Below are 24,528 nucleotides of genomic sequence, written 5' to 3' on the forward strand. Positions count from 1 at the left end.
ATGGGCAAAACAAATGGTAAAACACGGGTACTTGAAACCATCCGCCAGGGTAAAATTGGCGGGGGAGAGAGTCATGTACTGGACCTGGTAGCCTCGCTGGATAAATCCGCGTTTGATCCCATTGTGCTTTCTTTCACAGAAGGCCCTATGATAACGGCTTTACAGAAAATGGATATTCCCGTCTTTGTAATCGAAAGTGAGAAAGCATTTGATATCAGCGTCTGGAAAAAAGTAAAAAAATTCATGCAGGACCAGCGGATAGATATTGTGCATGTGCATGGTACCCGCGCAAACACAAATGTGTTGTGGGCTGCACGCCGCCTGGGCTTACCGGTGGTATATACCATTCATGGCTGGTCTTTTCATGACGGACTGCATCCACTGGCCAAACGTCTGCGTATTGCTGCTGAGCGATTTATTACCGGTAAAACTCAGGTGAATATCTGCGTGTCGGAATCCAACCGGCAAACCGGCGTGAAAGCGTTTAAAGATTTTACCGGTATCGTGGTTCGAAATGGGGTGAACCTGCAGAAGTTTAATCCCGATCAGTCTTACCCGGACCTGCGCGCGGAATATGGCATACCGGGAGATAAACTCCTGGTTTGTTTTATAGCGCGCATGACCTATCAAAAAGACCCGGTATGTATGATCAGGGGTTTTGCGGCAGCGCTGCAACAAGCGCCGCAGCTGCATTTGCTGATGATAGGAGATGGAGAACTGATGGATGCTGCGGTAAGCGCCGCTGCGGAAGCAGGCGTGGAGAAGCAGGTAACTTTCGCCGGCTTCCGTCAGGATGTACCCGCAGTGCTGCATGCAGCGGATATTTACTGCCTGCCCTCTTTATGGGAAGGCTTTCCTATCGGCGTATTAGAGGCCATGGCAATGGGGAAAGCCGTTATTGCCAGCGATGTTGACGGTACCAAAGAAGCGGTGAAAGACGGCGAGAACGGACTGCTAGTGCCATCAGCTAATCCCGCGGCATTGGCTGAGGCCATTGTGAGGGTAGCAAAGGATAGTACCCTGAGGGCTACATTGCAAAGTAATGCTAAAGCGGCCATTGCGGCGAATTTCAATGTGGCGGGCATGACAGAGAAAATTGCGGCTGTATATCAACAGCTTTGTAAATAATAACATTTTATCAATTTCAATATGACAAACACCGTAATCACCTACGAATATGATCGGATCACCGATATAAAAAGACTCAACTTTATAACGGATAGTTTGAAAAGTAACATTCCGGATGGGGGACGTGTATTGGATGTAGGATGTGGTAATGGCGTTATCAGCCGGCATCTCGGACAGTTTGGCTATGAAGTGCTGGGGATAGATATCAGCGAGAAAACCATTGCCGTTGCCCAACAGCGCAATACTTATCCTAATGTGAAGTTTGCAGCCATCAGCGCGGAAGCGCTTACTGCCCAGGGCGAAACGTATGATGCCGTAATATGCAGCGAAGTACTGGAGCACCTGGATCACCCGGGGCTGCTGCTGAACACCATTCACGCATCACTGAAAGACGATGGATTATTGGTTGTAACGGTTCCCAATGGTAATGGCCCCAGGGAATTGTGTGTAACAAGACCCATGCTCAAAGCGCGCAATAACCCCGTTTTGTGGAAGAACATTAATAAAGTAAAAAGTGCACTTGGGTTTAAAGGTACCACTGCACAATCCCAGGCAGATAACCTGGATCACGTGCAGTTCTTTACGCGTAAAGACTTACAGGAGCTGGCACAGGCGAGTGATTTCAAAATTGTGAGGTTTGCGAAAACGAATTTTGTGGAAGATGTATTTCCTTTTTCCCTGTTGACAAAGCGCCTTAAATTCCTGCAAACGCTCGATTGCCAGGTAGCAGAAATATTGCCGTACAATTTTACCGGTGGCTTTAACACCTTATGGAGAAAAAGTGCCGGTTGATTTTTGAATGTTGGTACAAATAGAGAAAGGCTGATCACGGTGATCGGCCTTCTCTTTTTACAGGCGGTTGGCCGCCGCATCTATTTTATCCAGTAGCTCCGGCGTTTTATCCATATCAAATTTGCGGGCCAGTAATTTACCCGACCGTAGTATAGCAGGAAGGTCACTCATGGTAAACGTTTTGGGATGCGCATGTCCTTCTGACCAGTCGATATACCGCTGGTAGTTATTTTGCACGCTGTTCTTAAAGGGCCCGTTCATAATGATGGTCTGGAAAATGAATTCATCTCCTCCCCAGGTATATTTGTAAAAGCGCTCAATTTCCGGGTGATCCTGGATATACCGCAGGCACCAGGTGGCACATTCCTGTGTGAGGCTCCACCAGAGCGATCCTCCATACACTCCCAGGTTCAGGGGGTGACGCCTGTGGGGCAATATTTTATTGATCCATGCCGTGATCCTGTATTTCCCCGGCAGGCGGAGATCTTCAAAATGATAGGAGGTAATTTTGGGCATCATCTTTTTCAGTTCATCCGCAGGAAGCAGATCCAGGAATTGTTGTCCTGCGCGGTTGCTGAAAAAATCATAGAACATATTCATATCCGTAAGCGGATAATCCTGTGCACTGATGAGATGAATAAAGCCATATTGACTGCCTGAGCCGGCAATAAATTCGATTCCGTTCAATGCTGCCTGTATGGTTCCATATCCCGCCCAGGTAACATTTACCCGTTTTTCAATAAAGTATACCTGCGGCATATTCATCGCCTCCTGCCAGTCATTGATATCAGATTTGGCATCGAGGTGTATATAACAATCAATGGCAGGGTGTTGCAGCCTGTTCAGCAACCGGCATAGTTGCGCCGGGTTTTTATGACTCAGTATAATAAAAGCGAGTTTCATAAACTGAAGATTATTTATACTGTAAACGGAACAGTTTTATTTTTGACAATAACATTTTGCATTCAAACCAGCCGTAGTGCCATATACTTTTCAGGTTCACCGCGGGAAGATAACGCCGCAGGAAAATATATCCGAAGATGACCGCAAATAAAAGGTTCAGGGAAGAAGCAACAGCCACCGCACGGATATCTGCAAAAAGCAATACCAGCGTGATATCCAGCACAATATTCAGGATCAGTTTAATGAGATTTTTGTAGAAGTTGATCAGCGGTTTGTTGATCATATCCAGTGTAACCCCGATAAAGCGGTCGATAGGATAGAGGATAGCCGAGAACAGGAATATCCGTACAATATCGGTAGCCGGCAAATAGGCTTTGGCGGCCAGTAAAAGGATCAGCGGTTTGGTAAAGAGTAGCAGTCCCACCACAAAAGGAAGAATGAGAATGGTAACCGTACCGGTATACCTGCAAAAGGCACGGGATACTTCTTTCCAGTCGTTCCGGTTGGCAGCGGCAGAAATAGTAGGCTGCGAGGTGGCTACAAAACTTCTCAATATAATTTCAATTACCTCCATGAATTTCTGGGGAATACTGTAAACCGCTACCGCCGCAGGATTGAGCATTGTTCTGAGCACCAGGTTATCGGAATAATTCAAAAAGGCAGAAGAAACCATACTGCCTACTATCAGCCGCCCGTAATGGTACAATTCTTTTACCTGGACTTTCGTTCTGGCAGCCATCGTTGTTAAAGCTGTCCACCGGAATATCATGCAATAAATGCTGGTGATCAGCAGCGATAATGAATAGGTATACAATACGTTATGAAGTGTTACCTGTTTCATGAGGAACAGGCCGCCGAGTAAAACCAGGAAGGACCCGTTTTGCAGCATACGTATCTGTACAATTTTATCAAACCTGTGCGCAGCCTGTAATACCCAGGTGGCAAAGTTAAAAGGCAGCGAAAATAAAGTCATGACTCCGAGCCATCCCAGGAAAAAGTGCCAGGTGGCGCTGAAATACGGATAAGCAACAGCGTATACCAGGAGAGACAGCAGGATGAAAGAGATAGTGAGTACCAGGGAAATGTACCAGGCAGCCCCGGTAACCTGTCTGCTAACAGCAATATCTGTTCCTGCGCTGAACTTAATAATGCCGGATTGCAACATGGCGGTGCGTATCTGATCCAGGATATTGTAAGTGGCCAGAAATAATACCCATTCTCCGAAGGCGCTCAGGGAAAGCATCCTCACCAGTAATGCAAAGGAAAGTACGTTGAAAAAAGCCATTATGACGTTTCCTAGAAGGGAATGGAAATGCCTGTTACGGACAACAGCTAAAAGTTTAAATGCCATGAACCATTAATTACATTCAAATTGTATGAAAAACAATGGTCTTTTACAGGATGAGGCTAAAAAAAAGAGGAATATTAGATGCTCAGAATAACAAAGGTAGTTTTTTTATTTAGAATAAATAGCATCGCAACGGGGATAGATTGAAAACAAACAAATAAATATAGATATAAAATATTTATACTTTATTTATTGTAATGATATATGTTAATTTTTTTCATTATGTGAATTAAAAAAAAGCTTTCTTTGCAATAATAAAAACCCCTTTTTTCGGGAACTTTTAAGTATTGACTATGAGGATAGACTTTTAAAAACCATTGCACAAGCCATATATTTATATGATAAACCATCTGCTATTGCTAAGGCAATTTTTTTGCCGCAGTATTTATAGGCTAGGCGCTGTTATATTATTAATATCCTGTTTTGGATCGGTCCCTGTTTTCAGCCAGGTTCAGACAGCGCGTTCATTTAGTGATCCTACGATGTCCAATATCAAAGGCTTCTATGAATATCTTCCCGCCGGCTATACGCCCGGGAGTGGAAAGAAATATCCCCTGATTATTTTCTTTCATGGCAACGGGGAACTGGCCAGTTATGGCTCTCCGCTATCTGCAGTACTCAGAAATGGTCTGCCACGGGTAATCAACGATGGTAAATTTCCCACCACCTTCACCGTAAACAATCAAACTTTTTCATTTATAGTGATATCCCCCCAGTTTAACACCTGGCCGGGATCCGGAGATGTGACACTGTTTAAAAATTATCTTCTTACAAAATATGATATAGATCCTTCCCGCATTTATATCACAGGCCTGAGCATGGGAGGCGGATTAACGTGGGGGGCGCTCTGTGAAGATAAAACCAAGGCCAAAGCTTTTGCAGCAGCCGCTGTTGTTTGCGGCATGTATCCACCCACCACCGCCTATGCCGCGGTAGTGGCCTCAAACAATACACCTGTATGGGCTTTTCATAACGATGCTGATCCAACAGTGCCTTCCGATTATTCAAAGAACTGGATAAAATATATTAATGCTACTGTGCCGGCGCCGAACCCGCTGGCAAAACTTTCTATCTACAGCGCCGCTTCCCACGACGCGTGGACCAGGGCTTACGATCCTGCCACAAAGGAAGATGGCAAAAATATGTATGAGTGGATGCTGCAGTATACGCAGGGTGGAACAGTACCCACCACACCGCCACCCGTTACAGGAGGGAAGCGTATTGTTGTACCAATGAGCAATACCGCCAACGGACGTGCAGAAATGTATTATCCGGACGCAATGAAAACATTTAACGTAAATCCCGGTGACACGTTATGTATTCCGGCCGGAGAATATGAATACCTGCATCTCGGCAACCTGACTGGAACTGCAGCGAAACCTATTGTTATCATCAACTGTGGCGGACAGGTAAAGCTGGGCGTAAAGAACCAGGGCACTGCAGCTGTATTCAATGCGCCAACCTGCCGGTTCGTAGAGATCAGCGGGAGCGGAGATAAAAATTATGAATTTGGTTTTGACCTGAATGGTACAAATATAACAGGACTTAAAATATTCGGTCTTACACTGGGTATGGGCGCCTCCGATTTTGATGTGCATAATGTCTATATCCACGATGGCAACATCCTGTTACAGGCAAAAACCCTGCAAACCTGTGCGCAGCCTCAATACCTCGAAGGCAGCTTTGTAATGAAGAATGTGAAACTCCATCACATTAAATGCCGCAACTCGACCGGTGAAGGTTTTTATATCGGTAACACGCATTACTACTGGACAGAAGGTACCTGCGTTGATATGAAGTCGCACTGGATTGAAAACCTCTGGGTATACGACAACGACCTGGAAAATATTGGCAGCGACGGATTACAGATCTCCATGGCCAAGAATGGCGACAACCGCGTATTCAATAACCGGTTGGTAAATTATGCCACTTCAAAGAACTCTGCACATGGTTATGGAATCCTGATTGGTTCCGGTTCCGCCCTGAAAGTTTATAATAATACCATCACCACTGGCTATATGCCAGGAGTTACGGTTTTCGGTTCGGGCGTAAGCGAAATATATAATAATGTGATCTCTGATATTTTTTATGAAGGAATCAACGTGGCAGATAAGATTCCGGAAAACACGACTCCGGATGTTTTTCCTCCTCCTGCTGCTATTATCTACAATAACACCATTGTTAATACAGATGCGGGTAAGAACGGTATAAAAATATTTGCCTACCAGACACCCATCGGGCACCAGGTGTATAATAACCTGCTGGTGGAAACAGGAACAGCCTACGATTATCCTTCAAAGGGAATGTATATTAAAGGAGACCTGCCTATAAAGCTGACCGCCAGCAATAACCTTTGTTACACAGATGTGGCCTCCGCCAAATTTGTGGACGGAGCCGCAAAAAACTACCGGCTGACATCTACTTCGACAGCGGTAAACACCGGCAGGGATATGACAGACTTTTCCCTGAAAACAGATTTCGACAATACCGCCCGTCCGCAGCAGAGCAAATACGATGTGGGTGCTTTTGAGTTGAAAACCGGCACCACTTCACCACCCGTTTCAAATGCAGGTGGCGACCTTACCATTACCTTACCAATAGATTATGTAACCCTGGACGGCGCATCATCGGCCGCTTCAGGCGGCAGCACCATTCAAAGCTATGTCTGGAAGAAGATCAGTGGTCCCACCGCCGGCACCATTGTGAGCCCGAACGTCATTAAAACAAATGTAACGGGACTTACACAGGGAACCTATGTATATGCTTTGACCGTCACCGACGATAAGGGGCTGACAGATAGCGACAGCATCACGGTTACCGTGAAACCCGCTACTAATAAGCCACCGGTGGCCAATGCCGGAAGTAACATCCAGGTACAGTTGCCCGTAAACAGTGCGTCACTGGACGGCAGCGCCTCTACGGATGCTGATGGACAAATAACCACCTGGGCCTGGACGAAAACCGCCGGTCCCGCCGGGGGCGATCTTTCCGCCGCCAATGCCGCTAAAACAAATGTAGCCAACCTGGTGGCAGGTACCTATACTTACCGTCTCATCATCACAGATAATACCGGCGCCAAGGATACGGCCACCGTAAACGTTACCGTAACCGCCGCTACCAATAAACCGCCGGTGGCCAATGCCGGAAGTAATATCCAGGTACAGTTGCCCGTAAACAGTGCATCACTGGACGGCAGCGCCTCTGCGGATGCCGACGGACAAATAACCACCTGGGCCTGGACGAAAACCGCCGGTCCTGCCGGGGGCGATCTTTCTGCCACCAACGCTGCTAAAACAAATGTAGCCAACCTGTTGGCGGGTACTTACACTTACCGTCTCATTATCACAGACAACACCGGTGCAAAGGATACGGCCACCGTAAATGTTACCGTAACCGCTGCTGCCAATAAACCACCGGTAGCCTATGCCGGGAAAAATATACAGATCCAATTGCCGGTAAACACCAGTGCGCTCGACGGCAGTAGTTCCACCGACAGTGACGGACAAATCGTTACCTGGTCATGGCAGAAAACCGCCGGCCCGGCAGGCGGAGACCTGGCAAGTGCCGGCGCATCCAAAACAACGGTGAGTAACCTTTCTACCGGTACCTATACCTACCAGTTAACGGTTACTGATAATAATAACGCCACTGCCACAGCCACCGTAACCATCCTTGTACTGGCAGCAGCGCCTAATCTTTCGCCGGTAGCAGATGCGGGCAATGATATAGCTATCCAGTTACCGGTAAGCAACGCAGCACTGGATGGCAGTGCCTCTACGGATGCCGACGGACAAATCGTTACCTGGCTATGGGAGAAAACCGCAGGTCCTGCGGGAGGAAATCTTTCAGCCACCAACGCTGCAAAAACAAATGTCACCAACCTGCAGGCGGGAACTTATACGTTCCGGCTGACAGTCACCGATAACGATGGCGCTACCAGCAACGCCACTGTGAACATTACAGTGACCGCAGCGCCGGTGAATAATCCACCGGTGGCCGTTGCAGGGAATGATATACAAATCCAGTTACCGGTAAGCAGCGCAGCCCTGGATGGCAGCGCTTCCACAGATGCCGACGGACAAATCGTTACCTGGCTATGGGAGAAAACTGCAGGTCCTGCGGGAGGAAATCTTTCTGCTACCAATGCCGCCAAAACAAATGTCACCAACCTGCAGGCGGGAACTTATACGTTCCGGCTGACAGTCACCGATAACGATGGCGCTACCAGCAATGCCACTGTGAACATTACGGTATCCGCAGCACCGGTGAATAAACCACCCGTGGCCGTTGCGGGAAATGATATACAGATCCAGTTACCGGTAAGCAGCGCAGCCCTGGATGGCAGCGCCTCCACGGATGCCGACGGACAAATCGTTACCTGGCTGTGGGAGAAAACCGCTGGTCCTGCGGGAGGAAATCTTTCCGCTACCAATGCCGCCAAAACAAATGTCACCAACCTGCAGACGGGAACTTATACGTTCCGGCTGACGGTGACCGATAATAATGGCGCCACCAATTCTTCTTCAGTAAGTATTATGGTACTGCCTTTGGAAAATAAAGTGCCGGTAGCCCAAACACAGGGTGATAGGAGCATTCAGCAGCCAATGAATTCGTTCATTGCAGATGGCAGTTCATCTTATGATCCTGATGGTAATATTGTGAAGTATGAATGGACGCAGGTAGAAGGACCCGCCACCGCCAATTTAAAAAGCCCTGACCAGGTACAAACACTGATCAACGGCCTCCACGCAGGCAAATACGAATTCAAACTTACGGTTACGGATGACAGGGGCGGTACGGCTACCAGCACCTTTACCTTAACCGTACTGGGCAATGATATTATCACGCATGAGGAAGATTCATTGGGTATATTCCCCAACCCGGCCACACAATACATCCGGTTACGGATCGTGCGGAGCGGCGCAACGCCTTTGCAGGTGAGGATTTTCGACATGAATGGCCGTATGCAGCAACAGCTGAGATATACAACACCTGATTCATTCCAGACAGAAGTAAACATTAGCAATTTATCAAACGGACATTTCATTATAGATGTGAAGTCGGAAGACAGCAGCTACAATAAGAAAGGCCGTTTTATAAAAGTAAGCAACTAGATTTTTTCCCAGGTACCACTGGATAACTGATATTGACGGATAGGGCGGGCAGGGTTGCCCGCCACTATTGTAAAAGGAGGAACGTCTTTGGTAACCACACTGCCACCTGCCACTACAGAATGGCGGCCGATGGTTACGCCTGCGGTAATAACGCTGTTGGCGCCAATCCAGCAATCTGCTTCTACAACAATTTCTCCAACGGTGCAGGGCTGCAACGCAATAGGAACATCGGGATCTTTGTACCCATGATTCAAACCTGATAATACAATGTTTTGCGCCAGTATAACATTGTCGCCTATACGAACCGGGCCAATCAGCACATTGCCTATCCCGATCCTTACATGGTCGCCAATAATTACGGCGCCCATTCCATTATTTACGGTGGCAAAATCTTCTATGGTGGAATAGTTTCCGAGGGTAAAAGTATTAAATGGCAACACATCCATCCGTGTCCGCCTTCTTATCAGGGAGCCTTTTCCTTTTTTATGGAGAAAGGGATTGATAAACAGCCGTACCCACAGGCGTGGACGTGCCTGATGTTTTGGCATCAGCAGGTATAAAGCCAGTTTCTTCAGCCCCGGGTGTTGTTTCAGTTTGTCTTTTATACTCATAATCAATTACCGCTGGAATTTAAGATCGCCTGGTAAATGGCCGCAACGGAATTCTCCCAGGTATGTGTGCCCGCAAAGCGGATACGCTCAGCAGCCAACGCCGGATCTGCGTTATCTGATAAAGCTTTTTCAATCAATGGAACATAATCGTCCGGTGAAGGCGCCAGGTAAACATAATCCCTGAACAGTTCCATGGTTTTAGTGGCGGTTGCTACCACCGGCTTACCCATGGCAAGATATTCGTCGATTTTCAACGGGTAATTACCTGCCGTCACTTCATTAATAACTTGTGGATTAAGACACACATCAAAGGACTGCACATAGGCAGGAAGCTGCGATAAGTCCTTATGCCCCGTAAAATAAACGTTGGGTAGCTGATGAAGCGCTGACGCTTTGAAGTCATCATCTTCCGGGCCAACCAGCACCAGCTTCCATTCCGGCTGTTCGCTGGCTATCTTTACCAAAACGGAAATATCCAGTCGCAGTGATTTAAGCGCCCCCACATAACCAATAACCGGTCCCTGTCCTGTTGGCACATCATCCGGAACCGGATGTTTATCTGCCGCATTGAACAGCCGGAGGTCACATCCCTGTCCCACATAATAGCTGGAAGGGTTGTACTGCTGCAGCATTTCCTTGAGGTATAATGAATTGGCTACCGCGGCATCAGCCTTGGCAATATGCTGCGGTTCAAGCCGCAGCCCGTGCTTTTTCCAGTAAGGCACGCCCAGCAGGTAGTCCCTGCTATAATATACATAGCTGGAAGGCTGCAGCATTTCCTTGAGGTAGAAGCCGCGGAATATATCATTATCATTAAATAGAATGATGTCTTTGAAATTCATTTCCCTGACAGCCTCCATAATACTGTCTGCAAACTTTCTGTTATTCCGCTTGTTAAACCAGGAGAACAACGGCGTGAAAGGCAGCCAGTTAATAGACTCCAGGATGGCAGAAGGGTAGTAGTTCCAGAGGTTGTCGCTGATGGGAACAATGGCAGGTACCTTTTTCTGAATAGCATTCAGCTGGTATTGCACATGCGGATCTTCTTTTCCGGTCATAAGGGTATTCCTGTCCAGCGGTGCGTTAATATATAATACCCTGTTATGCCGGGCAAATTCCCGCGCAATATTTTTACAGTTGCTTCCAATAGTAGTGTACCATTGTTGCAGCCCTATTACAACGATATCTCTGTTTTGAATTAAAGGCACAGTAGCAAAAGTGTAGATGATGTATATCGGTTTATTGAATTAATATGTGCAGGTCTGCCGTTGGGGATGGTTAAATATTGAACTTCTTAGCTCTAAATGCAAAGTAAATAAAAAAAATCGATATTATTGGAGTATTAGAATAAGAATCGTTCTTTAAAAACAGAAAAAGAGGCTATGTCAGAAACAGTAGAAATAAGAACATTGACCGTTGAGGATTACCTGGATCTTAAAGAATCCATGGTGTCTGCCTATGCCGATATGGCCGGCAGTTATTGGCGGGAGCCAACCATACGGCGACTGATCACACTTTTCCCGGAAGGGCAGATCGCAGTGACGGTAAATGACAAGGTAGTGGGGTGCGCACTGGCCATTATAGTGGACTATGAGAAATTTGGTGATAGTCATACTTATGAACAGATCACCGGTTACTATACGTTTAATACGCATAATCCAAAAGGGGATACGCTTTATGGGATCGAGGTGTTCGTACATCCCGATTATCGCGGTAAGCGACTGGCCCGCCGCTTATATGACGCCCGTAAAAATCTCTGCGAACAACTGAACCTGCAGGGGATCGTGGCCGGCGGACGTATACCTAATTTTGAAAAGTTCTCCGACCGGATGTCGCCCAGGGAGTATATCGAGAAAGTGCAGGACCGGGAAATTTATGATCCCACCCTCACATTCCAGTTTTCAAATGATTTCACGGTAAAGAAGATCCTTAAAAACTACCTGCCTAACGATGAGGCATCGAAAGGCTTTGCGACCCTGCTGCAGTGGTTTAATATCTACTACGAAAAGGACCTGGATACCATCCGCTATAACAAATCAACGGTACGCATAGGACTGGTGCAGTGGCAGATGCGGGATTACGGCAGTCTGGAAGGTTTCCTGCAACAGGTAGAGTATTTTATTGATGCGGTAAGTGACTATGGATCCGACTTTGTTGTTTTCCCGGAACTCTTTAACTCTCCGTTGATGAAAGAGTTCAACCAGATGGACCCGGCGGGAGCTATCAGGGGAGTAGCCCAATACACGCAGCAGTTAAGGGAAATATTCCAGCAGCATGCGGTAGCTTATAATGTCAATATCATCTCAGGCAGTATGCCGATAGTGATTGATGAGGTACTGTATAATATCTCCTACCTCTGTCGCCGGGATGGTACCTACGAGCAGTATATTAAGATCCATCCCACACCCGGCGAAGTAGCTGCCTGGGGAATTAAGGGAGGAAGCGATATTAAAGTGTTTGATACAGATTGTGGTAAAATCGGCATCCAGATCTGCTATGACGTGGAATTCCCCGAACCATCCCGTATCCTGGCAGAACAGGGGATGCAGATCCTGTTTGTGCCTTTCATGACAGATACGCAGCATGCCTATAACCGGGTACGGTTCTGCGCGCAGGCAAGAGCCGTTGAAAACGAGTGCTATGTGGCCATCGCCGGCTGTATCGGGAATTTGCCGAAGGTAAATAATATGGACCTGCAATATGCGCAATCCTGTGTATTTACCCCATCAGATTTTGCTTTTCCGGTAACGGGCATCAAGGCAGAATCAACGCCAAACACCGAAATGGTGGTTATCGCGGATGTGGACCTGGTATTATTGAAAGAATTACATGCTTTTGGAAGCGTTCAAACTAAAAAAGATATCCGGCGGGATCTGTATGAAGTAAACTATAAAAAGAAGGGGTAATTGTACATATAGATAAGGAGGATTTTCGAATTATAAACAGATGTAATTTGATGCCTGAAAATAAATAGGGTAACGGCTTGCGGAGGCTTGCTGTTATCCTTTTTTAGTTTTAAATTCAGTGTAAATCCCCCAAAGTTATGAAAGATCAAGCCTATTATCCTTCCTGGAGGAATTTATCCAAGTACAGGCAGTATCTTGCCTATTTTAGTGAATATATCAGGTATAACGACTGGAAATCCCTGCAAGCTTCCCTTAAACTCGTTTTATTAAACAAACCCTCTCTGAACGAATGGAACGCAAAATCAGCCATGGGACTTTTCCGGATCCGCGGAGGCACAACCGACTTCCAGTTTATTAATTATGCATACGAGAAGCGGGTACGCGACTTCCTAAAGGAGCAGGTAGAAAACAGGAACATTGACGGTTTTATTGACATTGGCGCCTGTATCGGGGAATATGATGTGTGGCTGGGAGGAAAAGGAATCCCCTGTGTTGCTTTTGAACCCGTGAATTACAAAGCCGTGCAGGAAAATATCACCCTCAATCATGTGGAAGATAAAGTGAAACTTTACGCCTGCGGTCTTGGTAGCAGGCAGGAGAAGGTGAACTTCAATATTATGAGTACTGTTACCGGGTCAAGTTATATCGACCGGGATAACGATAAAGAAGGCAATATTCCTATTGAAAAACTGGATGACCTGATTCCTGAAATAGGATTTGACCTGCGCAGTAAAATCGTTATGAAGCTGGATGTGGAAGGAATGGAGACAGAAGTGCTGGAAGGTGCGCGTAATTTTATCGGCAAAGCCGATCATCTGCGTATCATTTTTGAACGCTATGAAGGTGACAATACTGTAAACGATAAGTTGAGCTCATTAGCTAATTTTACTTTCGACAGGATAGACCAGTTTAACTATCTCGCTACAAAAATATAATCCAGCTCTTTATGATGATAAAGGCAATACATGTTCATTTGTGTGTTGCCTTTCGTAGTTTTACCACCCAGCCGGCTGAATAAACCAGTCAAACGGATGGTTTTTATTTGTTATGTATAATGAAACATTCAGCGATTTTAAATAGTGGGAAATTATAAAATTATATTTTGGTTAGTAATTGATAATTAATAATTTGAGAGATTTAATTAAAGTGATGATATAAGATAAACAAGCTGTTTTCCATTATAAGGAACAAATTGGCTGCTAAAAATGATCATTTCATTTAAATCATTACTGTAAGCATTTTGTTTTAATAGGTTGATAACCATAAAATTAAAAATAAGCATAAAGATGAGCAATAAGATCAATTTAGCCCTTCAAATCATTCCTTCAGTGCCTTCAGAGCAGGTTTACGCGGTAGTAGACGAAGCAATTGCGGTGATTAAAGATTCCGGCGTAAAATACAGGGTATGCCCTTTTGAAACGGTGATGGAAGGCACCTACGAGGAGCTGATGGAAGTGGTACGTAAAACCCAGGAAGTATGTTTTAAGGCAGGTGCATCCCAGTTATTGGTATATATAAAAATGCAGATAAGAAAAGACGGGGATGTTACCATTGAAGAAAAAACAGGGAAGTATGATAGCATATAACCAATTTTTTTTATCTTACTCACCGAACTAAAGGAGAGCCATATATATGAGATACGCTGCCCCGTTGGATGATAACTCGAAGATTGTAACGAACCTGGTCATCATTATTACGCTTGTGTTTTTATGCAGACAGATGACGGATGTTTCGCATGATGCAGTTACCACTACCATGTTTTTGTTTATCCTGGTGCCAGCCATCCTGGTAGCCTGGTGTCTGAGCCCCCGGTATTACATTCTAACGGCTACGACTATACTTATCAAGCGCCCGCTGCATAGCATTACCATTCAGCTGGAAGATGTGGTAAGACTGAGAAGCATCACGGAAGAAGACCTGGGCACAAGCTCCCGCTTACTGGGATTAGGAGGCATTTTCGGGTACCTCGGTACCTACCGTTCCAGTGAAATAGGCAAGTACCAGCGCTGGTGTACCAGCCGGGAAAACCTGGTGCTGATAGAATCACTCAACAGGAAATGGCTGATCAGCCCCACCGGTGCAGATGATTTTGTGAAACGGGTGAATGCCACGATTAATGTACCAGCTTAATAGCTATAAATGAAAAAAGGAAGGCTGAATGCCTTCCTTTTTTCATTTATAGCATACTCCGGTGATTTAATGAAAGAAGAGATAGCCGAGTAATATTGCGCAGAGCATACCAAAGAAGTCGGCAATCAGTCCGGCTGCCAGGGCATACCGTGTGAGCTTGATATTCACCGAGCCAAAATACACCGCCAGCACGTAAAAGGTGGTTTCCGTGGTGCCCTGTATAATGCTGGCCAGTTTACCCACAAAAGAATCCGGTCCGTGCGTTTTCAGAATATCCACCATCAGGGCACGGGCGCCTCCGCCACTCAGCGGTTTCATAAAGGCCACCGGCAGGGCAGGAACAAAATCCGTATTGAACCCCATCGCCGCAAACAGGAGTCCGATGCCGTTGGTGATATAGTCGAGGCAACCGGTGGTCCGGAACACGCTGATCGCTACCAACATACCCACCAGGTAAGGAATAATTCTTACAGATACCTGGAAACCTTCTTTCGCCCCCTCAATAAAGGCATCGTATACGTTGATCTTTTTTATCATCCCTGCCACCAGGAAAATGATAACAATGCTGAAAATGATCGCGCCACCGAGGGAAGCTGTTTTCGGGCCTATCTCCGCAGGAGGTAAACTACGTACCCAAAACCATAAGGCAGCCATAATCCCGGCAAACAGGGTCAGGAATACCAGGACAGGGAGTTTAAAAAGGTTGATCTTCTGATAGATGGAAACCACAAACATCCCCATGATAAAGGCCATGAACGTGGATATCAGGGTAGGGATGAAGATATCCGCCGGGTTAGCCGCGCCTGCGGCCAGCCGTATGGCAATCACAGAAGTGGGGATCAGCACCACGCCGGCTGTATTCAACACCAGGAACATGATCTGCGGATTACTCGCTTCCTCCGGCCGGGGATTGATCTCCTGCAATTCCTTCATCGCCTTCAGCCCCATCGGCGTGGCGGCATTATCCAGTCCCAGCATGGTGGCAGAGAAGTTCATCATCATAGACCCCATGGCCGGATGCCCCTTCGGCACTTCCGGGAACAGCTTGGAAAAGAAAGGATTTACCAGCCTGGAAAACCGGTTGATCATACCGGCCACCTCGCCGATCCGCATGATGCCCAGCCATAAAGTCATGATGCCGGCCAGCCCCAGGGAGATCTCCGCACCGGTTTTGGCGCTGGCAAACATGCCGTTCATGATCTCCCCGAAAATAGACGCATCATGTAAAACTACTGACTTGAAAAGTGCTACAACAAATGCAATAAGAAAAAATCCCAGCCATACGTAGTTTAATGCCATTAGATTATTGGTTTATTCAATCAACAAATAAACTAAAATAAACCTATCTTTGCGCAAATTTTAAAAAATGGCTTTGCAAGTTGGAATTGTAGGATTGCCGAATGTAGGAAAATCGACTTTATTTAATGCGGTGAGCAACAGCGCTAAGGCGCAGGCCAGTAACTACCGCTTCTGTACTATAGAACCTAACGTTGGCCAGGTGGACGTACCGGACGAACGTATGCATAAACTGGCAGAGCTGGTAAAGCCTGACCGCGTGGTGCCTACTACCATCGAGTTTGTGGACATTGCCGGCCTGGTAAAAGGCGCCAGCAAAGGGGAAGGTCTGGGAAACAAGTTCCTGGCCAATATCCGTGAGGTAGATGCGATCGTTCACGTGATCCGCTGCTTTGAAGATGAAAACATCCTCCGCGAAGAAGGAGAGATCAACCCTGTCAGCGATAAGGAAATCATTGACACCGAATTACAGCTGAAAGACCTCGACAGCGTGGAGCGTAAAGTTGCCCGTACCGAGAAAATGGCTAAAACCGGTGGCGATCCAAAAGCAAAGATTGAATTCGAAATACTGAAAAGATGCCAGGAACACCTGGAGAAAGGCCGTAACATCCGTGAACTGGGTCTCAGTAAAGAAGAAAGGGTAGCCATTGCCGACCTGTTCCTGCTTACCGAAAAACCAGTACTGTACGTAGCCAACGTGGATGAAGCATCACTTCATACCGGTAACAAGTTTTCCGAGGCCCTCCAGGAATCTGTGAAAGCAGAAAATGCCCAGGTAATTATCATGAACAACTCCATCGAAGCCCAGATCTCCGAAATGGAAGAGCCGGCCGATAAAGAATTGTTCCTGGGAGAATATGGCCTGACTGAACCCGGCCTGAACCGCTTAATCCGTTCTGCCTATAACCTGTTGGAACTGATCACCTACTTCACTGCCGGCGTGCAGGAAGTACGTGCCTGGACCATCCATAAAGGCTGGAAAGCTCCCCAGGCTGCCAGCGTAATCCACACCGATTTTGAGAAAGGCTTCATTAAAGCAGAAGTAATTGCTTACGAAGATTACGTAAAATACGGATCTGAAGCAGCTGCCCGTGACAACGGCCGCCTCCGCATTGAAGGTAAAGAATACATCGTTGCCGACGGAGATGTTATGCACTTCCGCTTCAACGTTTAAAAATACTTCTGGATAAGATCCATGAAGGTTACAACAAAAAGACGGGCCGGCCATCCGGCCCGTTGCTATGTTACCCCTAACGTATATGCATATATTAATTATATACCCCCCATATGCCAAATTCAAAATTCTTTTATTAGCTTAGCCACCTATTTTTAATGTTAGCTCATGCGTATTGTCAGGAACGTAAAACTCTTTTTCCGGGAAGGAAACTCGGATAAGACCTATGAAATTGATCTTTGTGAGGTTGGCCCGGAACAGTATATTGTTAACTTCAGATATGGTAAACGCTTCGGTACCCTGAAAGACGGTACCAAAACTGTAAGCCCCGTAGCATTATCTGCCGCCACCACTATATTCGATGGTCTTGAAAAAGAAAAAAGAAGTAAAGGTTATCTGGGAGAACAGGAAGCTGTTCAGGATCTGTCGTTTACCCCGGTAGATACTACCCTCGTGGAAAACGTGAAACACCGCGCCATCCTGAAACGTTTACAGGATGCGGTAGAAGGGAAAAGCAGCTTTAAAACTGCCTGGAGCACTTCCCGCGTAATATGGCGGGCCGGTGAAGAAAAGATAAAGGAAGCCGTTCCTTACCTGATCAAGCTCGTGGAAAAAGGCGATGGACTGCAACGCTATGCAGCCCTCTGGGCGCTGGGCAAATCAGGCGACCCCGCCGCCATCCCGGTTCTCCGCTCTTATGCCGATAACAGCTCACGCCCCCTGAATATCAGGATGCTGGCCGCCAATGGCCTGCTACTGCTATTGCCACCGGAAGAACGTACCGCACATGTCCGTTCCTACCTCCAGCGGCTACCCGAAGTTTTCCAGCAGGCGGTTGCCAAAGGAAGTACAGAAGAATTGCTCACACTGTTGCAGCAACGGGTCATCACGCAACAGGAGCAAAGCTACCCGTTACTGGAAGACTTATACATCGTAGCTTTTGAGCATTCCGCCGTGAGAATTGCCATCGGCAACTTCCTCATGCACCTGCCTTTCAGGCCATCCTGGTTCCAGCATATCCGCCATATCTTCAAACAGGCGGAACTGCGCGGCGACCAGGGAATCGTAGCCATCCTGGCGGCACGCTTCGAAAGGGAAGCCCCTATGTTTAAGAACCCGGGTACAAGTATAGATTATAACGATAAGCCGTTTGTACCAAACACTTATATACCGGAACTGAAAGAATCTGTACAGGCAGATAAAGAACTGAAAAGGCCCACCAGTAAAGTAGCATTTTCAGACAGGACTCGCAATTACCTTCATTACCGCGTATTCCGTAACCTGCGCCAGTTTGGTGAACAAAATGACGATCATTATGTTCGCCTCGCCACCGCCCTGTTGCTGCAATACGAAGAAAGCAGGGACGCGGCCAAAGAATACCAGACCCGCGAACATACCTGGGTGAATGGCCGCTATGAAAGCTTCTACCGCCAGTTTCCGGCAAACTCAAAGCTGGTATACCTCAACTATATCCTCCGCGGAAACGCCGCTAACCTGCAATTAACGCCCGATCATAAGGAATGGGTTTTCAAAGATGAGGGAGCGCCTAACGCACAGGGACGAACGAAACTGACAGCAGGTAGCAACCCCGACGCCGCGAAAGACAAAGGCGGCCTGCTGAAAAAACTCTTCGGCTGGCTGGGTGGTGAAAAGAACACAATCGCATCGGCCGTACCGCCTGAATATAAAGCCTCACCGGCACAACCGGTGAGCGATGTGCCATTCCTGCACCTGTGGCAAAAGTTACCGCAGGCGTTCATCCAGCTGCTCATATCCGCACGCATGGAAGCGATCCACATCTTTGCCATGGAGCAACTGAAAGCCCACCCGGATTACAACGCCCTGAAAGATAAAATGGATGAAGGCGTGATTGCAGGGCTGCTCGCCAACGCATTTTCCATTCCATCCATGTTCGGGTTGGAACTGGCCAAAGAAAGATACGATCCCGCCAACCCGTCGTTGCGGTTATTATACATACTGGTGATGAGCCCACTGGATCTGGCCCGTTTACAGGGACTGCAGTGGATCAGCGAAAATGAGCCGGTTTGCTTTGCGGACATGGACTTCCTCATGCAGCTGATATTTTCGCCCTATAAGGAAGTGCGCGACTTTGCCCGTAAACAACTTAAACCGGCGTACCTGCCACTGGATAAGGCGAGGATACTCTGTGCAAAGGCAGTTACTTCGTTGCTGGCATTGAAAACATCCACGCCGGCAGGTAATGAAAACCTGAATGATGGCTGTAACATCCTGGAGCAACACTGCCGGGAGGCACTAACGGAAACCGGTATGCCGGATATAGAAGCGTTGCTGCAAAGCCCGGTGGCGGCTAATCAGGCATTCGCAGCACGCCTGCTGCTCCTGAAACAAGGAGCGTTTAACTTCAGCGAAGTATCCGACGCCATGTTGAAACAGCTGATCAGCAATGAATTCCAGCCGGTAAGAGCTGCCGGCGTGGAAGTGCTGGAAGCAATGGGCGTCGATGAATTATTGAAAAGACCAGAACTGGTACTCCATATATTATTAAGTACGTACACGGATGTACGTAATGCGGTACGCCCGCTAATCAGCCGGCTGGTACAGCAGGATAAACGCATGGCCGTTTACCTGGTAAATGAACTGGTGCCGCTGCTCATGCGCAAGGAAACCGGGGAAGGTATGCATGCCGATATTGAGGCTACCCTCAGCAACGAGCTGGTTGACTACCTACAGGATATCGACACAGCTACCGCTTTACGCCTGCTGTACGCCAATTACAGGTCGGCACAGCAATTCGGACTGCTGGTACTTGATAAATATATTCCTGCATCGGCGCTGTCCGTGAAACAGGTAATTGCTGCCGGTAATCATGAACTGCTGAAAGTAAGGGAGTGGAGCTGGCATTTTTACTATAACAACGTCGCGCGTATCCGTTTTGAAAGAGACGCCGCTATTGGCCTGCTCGATGCGAAATGGGACGACACCCGGCAGGAAGCCATGGAATTTTTCAGAACGCAGTTTACGGATAACGACTGGTCGCCGGAAACACTGGTGGCGGTGGCCGACAGCGTACGGCCCGATATCCAGGCCTTTGGCCGGGAATTGCTGCTGCGCTTCTTCCGTGAACAGGACGGACAAACCTACCTGCTGAAATTAAGCCAGCATCCAAGTGAAAGCATGCAGTTATTTGCAACTAACTACCTGCAACAATATGCTGCCGGCAACCTGGTGTTTCTGCAACAGCTGGAACATTATTTCCGGGTGGTACTGAGCAGGGTAAACAAAGCCCGCGCTGCCAAGGAACGGATCTTCGTATTCCTGGAAAAAGAAGCTATGAAGTCGGAAGAAGCAGCTGTTTATATCGGTTATATTATTGCGCATATATCCGCCACTGTAGCCATTGGCGACAAAGCCCGCTGCATTGCCATTATGCGTAGTATCCAGGAACGGTATGCAGTAGAACTACCCATTGAAATAGTGCCAACAGCGATTAGAGTATCTTAAAAAGTAATCCATTTATGTTATTCAATTACAGATACAGCGGAAACTCCAACGTGTTCAGCAATGCCACCGCTGCGGGCATTTCCTTTGCACCGGATACCCGCCGTGACCCTACCTTTTTTGTGGGTAAGCTGCATAAAAAAATAGCTTTCCGGGAAGCCATCTCCGCCCTGCATGATGTAGTGGTATCTGATCTGCGCTTTAAACCGAAAGATAAAACAGCCTATAAGGAATGGGCTGCCCAGCAGGAAACAGTGTGGCTGGCGGAGTTCATGAACGGCTATGATGCGCAGGCGGCCGATCAGCGGATAGACGCGCTGAGAGGGGAACTCAATGGTATTTACCAGGAGAAGGAAAAAGTGATGGCCCCTTTTTATAAAGCCCGTAAAAGTTATTTTGATTATTTATACCAGAAAGACCGCGACGCCTGGTTTGTACTGGACCCGGTGATCAGCGTACATCCGGATGAACTGTTCTTTGAATGTTTCAGCCAGGACGAATCCACCTACGGAAAGCTGAGTGCGAGTTATAATGTTTTCAAAGAAGTGAACGAGTTTGAATGCGGCACTACCAATATTGATTATTCCGCATCGCTTTATAACGAATTCCAGAAGATCCGTGATTATAAGGAAACAGATTTTAAGATTGATCCGGCAGGCTTCCAGGTGCAAACCTCGCAGGAGGAACTGTATCATGAAGTAAAGATCGATTTGCCCGATAGCTGGGTGAGGGGATTTCTGCAGGTTAGTTCTGCGATGACACTGCCCGCCGCAACGTTTGACCTGCATCCGATGGATGTATATAATTTCTGTTCCTGGCTGCGGCGCTTCAAAGAAAAACACGGTCCACGATCGATCCGTTTTATACTGGAACCCGGTAAACCAGTACGTGCAGTATTTGAGCCATGGAACCAGGAAATCGTATGTGCAAGATCGTTATACACCGGCCCGCAAAGCAGGGAGATCAGGATATGGGGGAGAAGACGGTTGCTGATCCTGGAAAGGCTGATTCCAATTGCGAAGAAGTTCACCGTGCATCTTACCGGCAACGGGCTGCCATCCTTTTATGTAGCGGATCTTGGCGATATGCAGTTTACGCTGGGGCTCAGCGGATGGACCGCCAACGACTGGTCGCGCGCCGGGCAGTTTGACCTTATGGCGCCAAGAGCAGACGTGAGCGACGTAGCAAAGCTCACCGTTTTTGAAGACCTGAAAACCAGGTGGATGGCTAAACCGGAAACGATTGTAGCCGCCACCGGCCTGGATAAGGCCACCGTATTGGGGGCACTGGGAATTTATACCCAGGCAGGCAAAGTAATTTACGATTTGCACACCGGCTTTTACCGCCTCCGCGAACTGAGTCGTGAGCCACTGCCACTGGACCAGCTGCGCTTTGCCAATCCGCAGGAAGGGGAAGCCACTAAACTGGTGCAGGCCGGAAAAGTGGAACTGACGGCTACCGATATCCCGGGAGTAGGCTTGCAGTTGAAAGGAAATGTAAAGGGTGTGCAACGTATATACCATCCCGTTATTACCATTGATGCGGATGAAAGATTAAGCAATGCACACTGCGACTGTAATTTTTATAGTACGAATAAATTATACAAGGGGCCGTGCGAACACATGCTGGCACTGCGTATAGCGCATTCGGAAAATAAAGCGGTAAAATAATTTAAGGAGGTGTTTTTATTTCCGGAGATTATTTTCTACCTTGCTGACTCGTTAATAACAAAGATCTTTGTAAAGAGGAATTGATTGCACTTGCGCCCGAAAAGGGACGAATGATGTTTCGTCATTCAGGTATTCTGACTATACATGCTTCACTAAATGCAATCTTTACTTTGGGAGGGGGCTACGGTACGCATATTTCCAGTAGAAGCCCCCTGGGCTGAAATATGCGTACCGTAGCCCCCTCCCTGGAGTTGATTGATTTAGTCAATGGTTTGCACGAAGGCCTTTTCCTCTTTACAGAATTTTGTTTCCCCCTTCTCAGCAGGGCTGTATCACCGCCCATTTTCCACCCTTTTACTGGTATTTTATTTTAGACGACCGGATTTTTATTACGGATAGGCTCCGTTGTCAAAGTCATGAAACAGCATAAATACAAACATATTTATCATGTCCTTAACCCGTCAACAACTGTACGATAAGATACGTGCATCCTCTAAAGAGGAATATATATTACAGGAAATGACACGCCTGGGTTTCTGGGCCGAAAATGTTGCGCAGCCTTCACCTGCGGCTACCCTCATCCAGAAGGAAAATGAGGTGCGCCGGCAGTTGAACGACCTGATGAACGAACGGCAGCGATACCGCAACAAGCGGGCAATGCTGGAAGATATGCGTAAGGCCCGCATGGCAAAAGCCAAACTGAAGAGGGAAGAAACAAAACAACGCCGCGAAACCGCAAGAAAAGAAAGAGCCGCCGCATGGGCCATCACCAAAGATCAGCAGATCGTATATCTTGGTGAGGAAGTATCTGCCGGCTTAAATAAAGTGGTGCCGGATGTAGCGCAACTCCAAAAGTTCGGACTGCCCGTATGGGCCGACGCTACAGCGTTAGCCAACGCTATGGGCATCACCATCGGAAAACTGAGGTATTTATCTTTTAACCGGAAAGTCGGGCATCATACCCACTATCAACGTTTTCAGATTCCTAAAAAATCCGGCGGCGCCCGCACCATTTCTGCGCCAATGCCACAGCTGAAGGCCGCACAACACTGGATCCTGGAGAATATTCTCTATAAAATAAAAAATGATGAATCGGCCCACGGCTTCGTACCAGGCAGATCTATCGTTACCAACGCAGCGCCACATACCGGTCAGGATATCGTGATCAACATTGATCTGCGCGACTTCTTCCCGTCTATTGAATACAAAAGGGTAAAAGGATTATTCTGTAAACTCGGATACGCTGAACAGGTGGCTACCATACTGGCGCTTATTTGTACAGAACCGGAAGTAGATGAAGTACTGCTCGATGGCCGCAAATACTATGTGGCTAAAACAGCCCGGCATCTCCCGCAGGGAGCCCCTACCAGCCCCGCTATTACCAACCTGATCTGTTATAAGCTGGACAGGCGTTTTGCAGGATTGGCGGCAAAATACGGATACGCCTATACGAGATATGCAGACGACATGACATTTTCTGCCAAAGGCCCGGCTGCAGATAAAGCAGGACAATTGCTGCGTGCCGTGAAAATGTTTGTAAAAGAAGAAGGTTTTACCATCCACCCGGATAAACTAAAGGTGATGCGTAAAGGAGATAAGCATGAAGTAACGGGCATCGTGGTAAATGAAAAGCTGAGCCTGGACCGTACCACCCTGCGTAAATTCCGCGCCTTGCTACACCAGGTAGAGAAAACCGGTTTAGCCAATAAAAGTTGGGGCAAAGGAAAAAATATTATCAGCAGCATGGAAGGTTACGCCAACTTTGTATACATGGTGAAACCGGAACTGGGTGCAAAGCTGAAAGCCACACTGGGCGCATTGCTGCAAAGGGAAGATATTAAAGCAGAAGCCCGCAGCCTGTGGATAGGAGAAAGCACGGCTAAAAAAATTACGCCACAGGTCAATGCCATACCACTCAACAATCCAACCACCTCGTCAGACAAACCCTGGTGGGACGTAGTATAACAATCGACAAA

At 47.3% G+C, this 24,528-nt stretch carries 16 protein-coding genes; 11 read left to right on the forward strand and 5 right to left on the reverse strand.

The genetic code is table 11. The annotated features are described in order from the left end of the window. Both AB6805_RS15640 and AB6805_RS15645 read left to right on the forward strand, forming a co-directional pair. Positions 1-1,128, forward strand: coding sequence for a glycosyltransferase family 4 protein (locus AB6805_RS15640; protein WP_370910361.1), 1,128 nt, complete (start codon positions 1-3; stop codon positions 1,126-1,128). Positions 1,129-1,149: 21 nt separating this feature from the next. Continuing rightward, positions 1,150-1,920 carry a class I SAM-dependent methyltransferase gene (locus tag AB6805_RS15645; protein WP_370910362.1) on the forward strand — a complete coding sequence of 257 codons (771 nt, stop codon included), beginning with the start codon at positions 1,150-1,152 and terminating at the stop codon, positions 1,918-1,920. Between the two features lie 57 nt (positions 1,921-1,977). Here the strand turns inward: AB6805_RS15645 and AB6805_RS15650 are convergent, their stop codons facing one another. Both AB6805_RS15650 and AB6805_RS15655 read right to left on the reverse strand, forming a co-directional pair. Further along, positions 1,978-2,823, reverse strand: coding sequence for a beta-1,6-N-acetylglucosaminyltransferase (locus AB6805_RS15650; protein WP_370910363.1), 846 nt, complete (start codon positions 2,821-2,823; stop codon positions 1,978-1,980). A gap of 10 nt (positions 2,824-2,833) precedes the next feature. Then, positions 2,834-4,174: a lipopolysaccharide biosynthesis protein gene (locus tag AB6805_RS15655; RefSeq protein ID WP_370910364.1), complete on the reverse strand. Its 1,341-nt coding sequence runs from the start codon at positions 4,172-4,174 to the stop codon at positions 2,834-2,836. A gap of 479 nt (positions 4,175-4,653) precedes the next feature. Here AB6805_RS15655 and AB6805_RS15660 point away from each other — a divergent pair, with 479 nt between their 5' ends. Beyond that, complete coding sequence (locus AB6805_RS15660; RefSeq protein WP_370910365.1) at positions 4,654-9,285, forward strand: PKD domain-containing protein; 4,632 nt, start codon at positions 4,654-4,656, stop codon at positions 9,283-9,285. Here AB6805_RS15660 and AB6805_RS15665 read toward each other — a convergent pair. Both AB6805_RS15665 and AB6805_RS15670 read right to left on the reverse strand, forming a co-directional pair. Continuing rightward, positions 9,282-9,896 carry a DapH/DapD/GlmU-related protein gene (locus AB6805_RS15665; RefSeq protein WP_370910366.1) on the reverse strand — a complete coding sequence of 205 codons (615 nt, stop codon included), beginning with the start codon at positions 9,894-9,896 and terminating at the stop codon, positions 9,282-9,284. The two genes, AB6805_RS15660 and AB6805_RS15665, sit on opposite strands and share 4 nt — an antisense overlap. Positions 9,897-9,898: 2 nt before the next feature. Continuing rightward, positions 9,899-11,104, reverse strand: coding sequence for a glycosyltransferase (locus AB6805_RS15670; protein WP_370910367.1), 1,206 nt, complete (start codon positions 11,102-11,104; stop codon positions 9,899-9,901). Positions 11,105-11,278: 174 nt separating this feature from the next. Here AB6805_RS15670 and AB6805_RS15675 point away from each other — a divergent pair, with 174 nt between their 5' ends. From AB6805_RS15675 to AB6805_RS15690, 4 genes are all read left to right on the forward strand, one after another. Continuing rightward, positions 11,279-12,802, forward strand: coding sequence for a GNAT family N-acetyltransferase (locus AB6805_RS15675; RefSeq protein ID WP_370910368.1), 1,524 nt, complete (start codon positions 11,279-11,281; stop codon positions 12,800-12,802). A 137-nt stretch (positions 12,803-12,939) separates the two neighbouring features. Then, the gene (locus AB6805_RS15680) at positions 12,940-13,737 is read left to right on the forward strand and encodes an FkbM family methyltransferase (protein WP_370910369.1); all 798 of its coding nucleotides are present in this window, start codon (positions 12,940-12,942) and stop codon (positions 13,735-13,737) included. Between the two features lie 351 nt (positions 13,738-14,088). Continuing rightward, positions 14,089-14,388 (forward strand): MTH1187 family thiamine-binding protein, encoded by a 300-nt coding sequence (locus AB6805_RS15685; RefSeq protein WP_370910370.1) that lies wholly within the window; start codon positions 14,089-14,091, stop codon positions 14,386-14,388. A gap of 46 nt (positions 14,389-14,434) precedes the next feature. After that, positions 14,435-14,932, forward strand: coding sequence for a PH domain-containing protein (locus AB6805_RS15690; RefSeq protein WP_370910371.1), 498 nt, complete (start codon positions 14,435-14,437; stop codon positions 14,930-14,932). A gap of 66 nt (positions 14,933-14,998) precedes the next feature. Here AB6805_RS15690 and AB6805_RS15695 read toward each other — a convergent pair whose 3' ends face one another. Then, complete coding sequence (locus AB6805_RS15695; RefSeq protein WP_370910372.1) at positions 14,999-16,231, reverse strand: nucleoside recognition domain-containing protein; 1,233 nt, start codon at positions 16,229-16,231, stop codon at positions 14,999-15,001. 67 nt (positions 16,232-16,298) lie between these two features. On the opposite strand from AB6805_RS15695, the gene ychF reads away from it, so the two are divergent. The 4 genes from ychF to AB6805_RS15715 all read left to right on the forward strand — a co-directional run bounded on the left by ychF (position 16,299) and on the right by AB6805_RS15715 (position 24,517). Continuing rightward, positions 16,299-17,402, forward strand: a complete 1,104-nt coding sequence (gene ychF, locus AB6805_RS15700; RefSeq protein WP_370910373.1) for a redox-regulated ATPase YchF — start codon at positions 16,299-16,301, stop codon at positions 17,400-17,402. A gap of 168 nt (positions 17,403-17,570) precedes the next feature. Continuing rightward, entirely contained in the window at positions 17,571-20,885 is a 3,315-nt protein-coding gene (locus AB6805_RS15705; RefSeq protein WP_370910374.1) for a HEAT repeat domain-containing protein, read from the forward strand. A gap of 14 nt (positions 20,886-20,899) precedes the next feature. Beyond that, complete coding sequence (locus AB6805_RS15710; protein WP_370910375.1) at positions 20,900-22,552, forward strand: SWIM zinc finger family protein; 1,653 nt, start codon at positions 20,900-20,902, stop codon at positions 22,550-22,552. A 447-nt stretch (positions 22,553-22,999) separates the two neighbouring features. After that, positions 23,000-24,517, forward strand: a complete 1,518-nt coding sequence (locus AB6805_RS15715) for a reverse transcriptase domain-containing protein (RefSeq protein WP_370910376.1) — start codon at positions 23,000-23,002, stop codon at positions 24,515-24,517. Positions 24,518-24,528 lie beyond the last annotated feature (11 nt).

This window comes from Chitinophaga sp. RCC_12 (genome assembly GCF_041360695.1).
In the GTDB taxonomy this organism is placed as follows: Bacteria; Bacteroidota; Bacteroidia; order Chitinophagales; family Chitinophagaceae; genus Chitinophaga.

Coding starts and splice junctions, on each gene's coding strand:
- AB6805_RS15650 (WP_370910363.1), bottom strand. CDS start 2,823: ATGAAACTCGCTTTTATTATACTGAGTCATAAAAACCCGGCGCAACTA.
- AB6805_RS15715 (WP_370910376.1), top strand. CDS start 23,000: ATGTCCTTAACCCGTCAACAACTGTACGATAAGATACGTGCATCCTCT.
- AB6805_RS15665 (WP_370910366.1), bottom strand. CDS start 9,896: ATGAGTATAAAAGACAAACTGAAACAACACCCGGGGCTGAAGAAACTG.
- AB6805_RS15645 (WP_370910362.1), top strand. CDS start 1,150: ATGACAAACACCGTAATCACCTACGAATATGATCGGATCACCGATATA.
- AB6805_RS15675 (WP_370910368.1), top strand. CDS start 11,279: ATGTCAGAAACAGTAGAAATAAGAACATTGACCGTTGAGGATTACCTG.
- AB6805_RS15640 (WP_370910361.1), top strand. CDS start 1: ATGGGCAAAACAAATGGTAAAACACGGGTACTTGAAACCATCCGCCAG.
- AB6805_RS15655 (WP_370910364.1), bottom strand. CDS start 4,174: ATGGCATTTAAACTTTTAGCTGTTGTCCGTAACAGGCATTTCCATTCC.
- AB6805_RS15695 (WP_370910372.1), bottom strand. CDS start 16,231: ATGGCATTAAACTACGTATGGCTGGGATTTTTTCTTATTGCATTTGTT.
- ychF (WP_370910373.1), top strand. CDS start 16,299: ATGGCTTTGCAAGTTGGAATTGTAGGATTGCCGAATGTAGGAAAATCG.
- AB6805_RS15690 (WP_370910371.1), top strand. CDS start 14,435: ATGAGATACGCTGCCCCGTTGGATGATAACTCGAAGATTGTAACGAAC.
- AB6805_RS15705 (WP_370910374.1), top strand. CDS start 17,571: ATGCGTATTGTCAGGAACGTAAAACTCTTTTTCCGGGAAGGAAACTCG.
- AB6805_RS15685 (WP_370910370.1), top strand. CDS start 14,089: ATGAGCAATAAGATCAATTTAGCCCTTCAAATCATTCCTTCAGTGCCT.
- AB6805_RS15660 (WP_370910365.1), top strand. CDS start 4,654: ATGTCCAATATCAAAGGCTTCTATGAATATCTTCCCGCCGGCTATACG.
- AB6805_RS15710 (WP_370910375.1), top strand. CDS start 20,900: ATGTTATTCAATTACAGATACAGCGGAAACTCCAACGTGTTCAGCAAT.
- AB6805_RS15680 (WP_370910369.1), top strand. CDS start 12,940: ATGAAAGATCAAGCCTATTATCCTTCCTGGAGGAATTTATCCAAGTAC.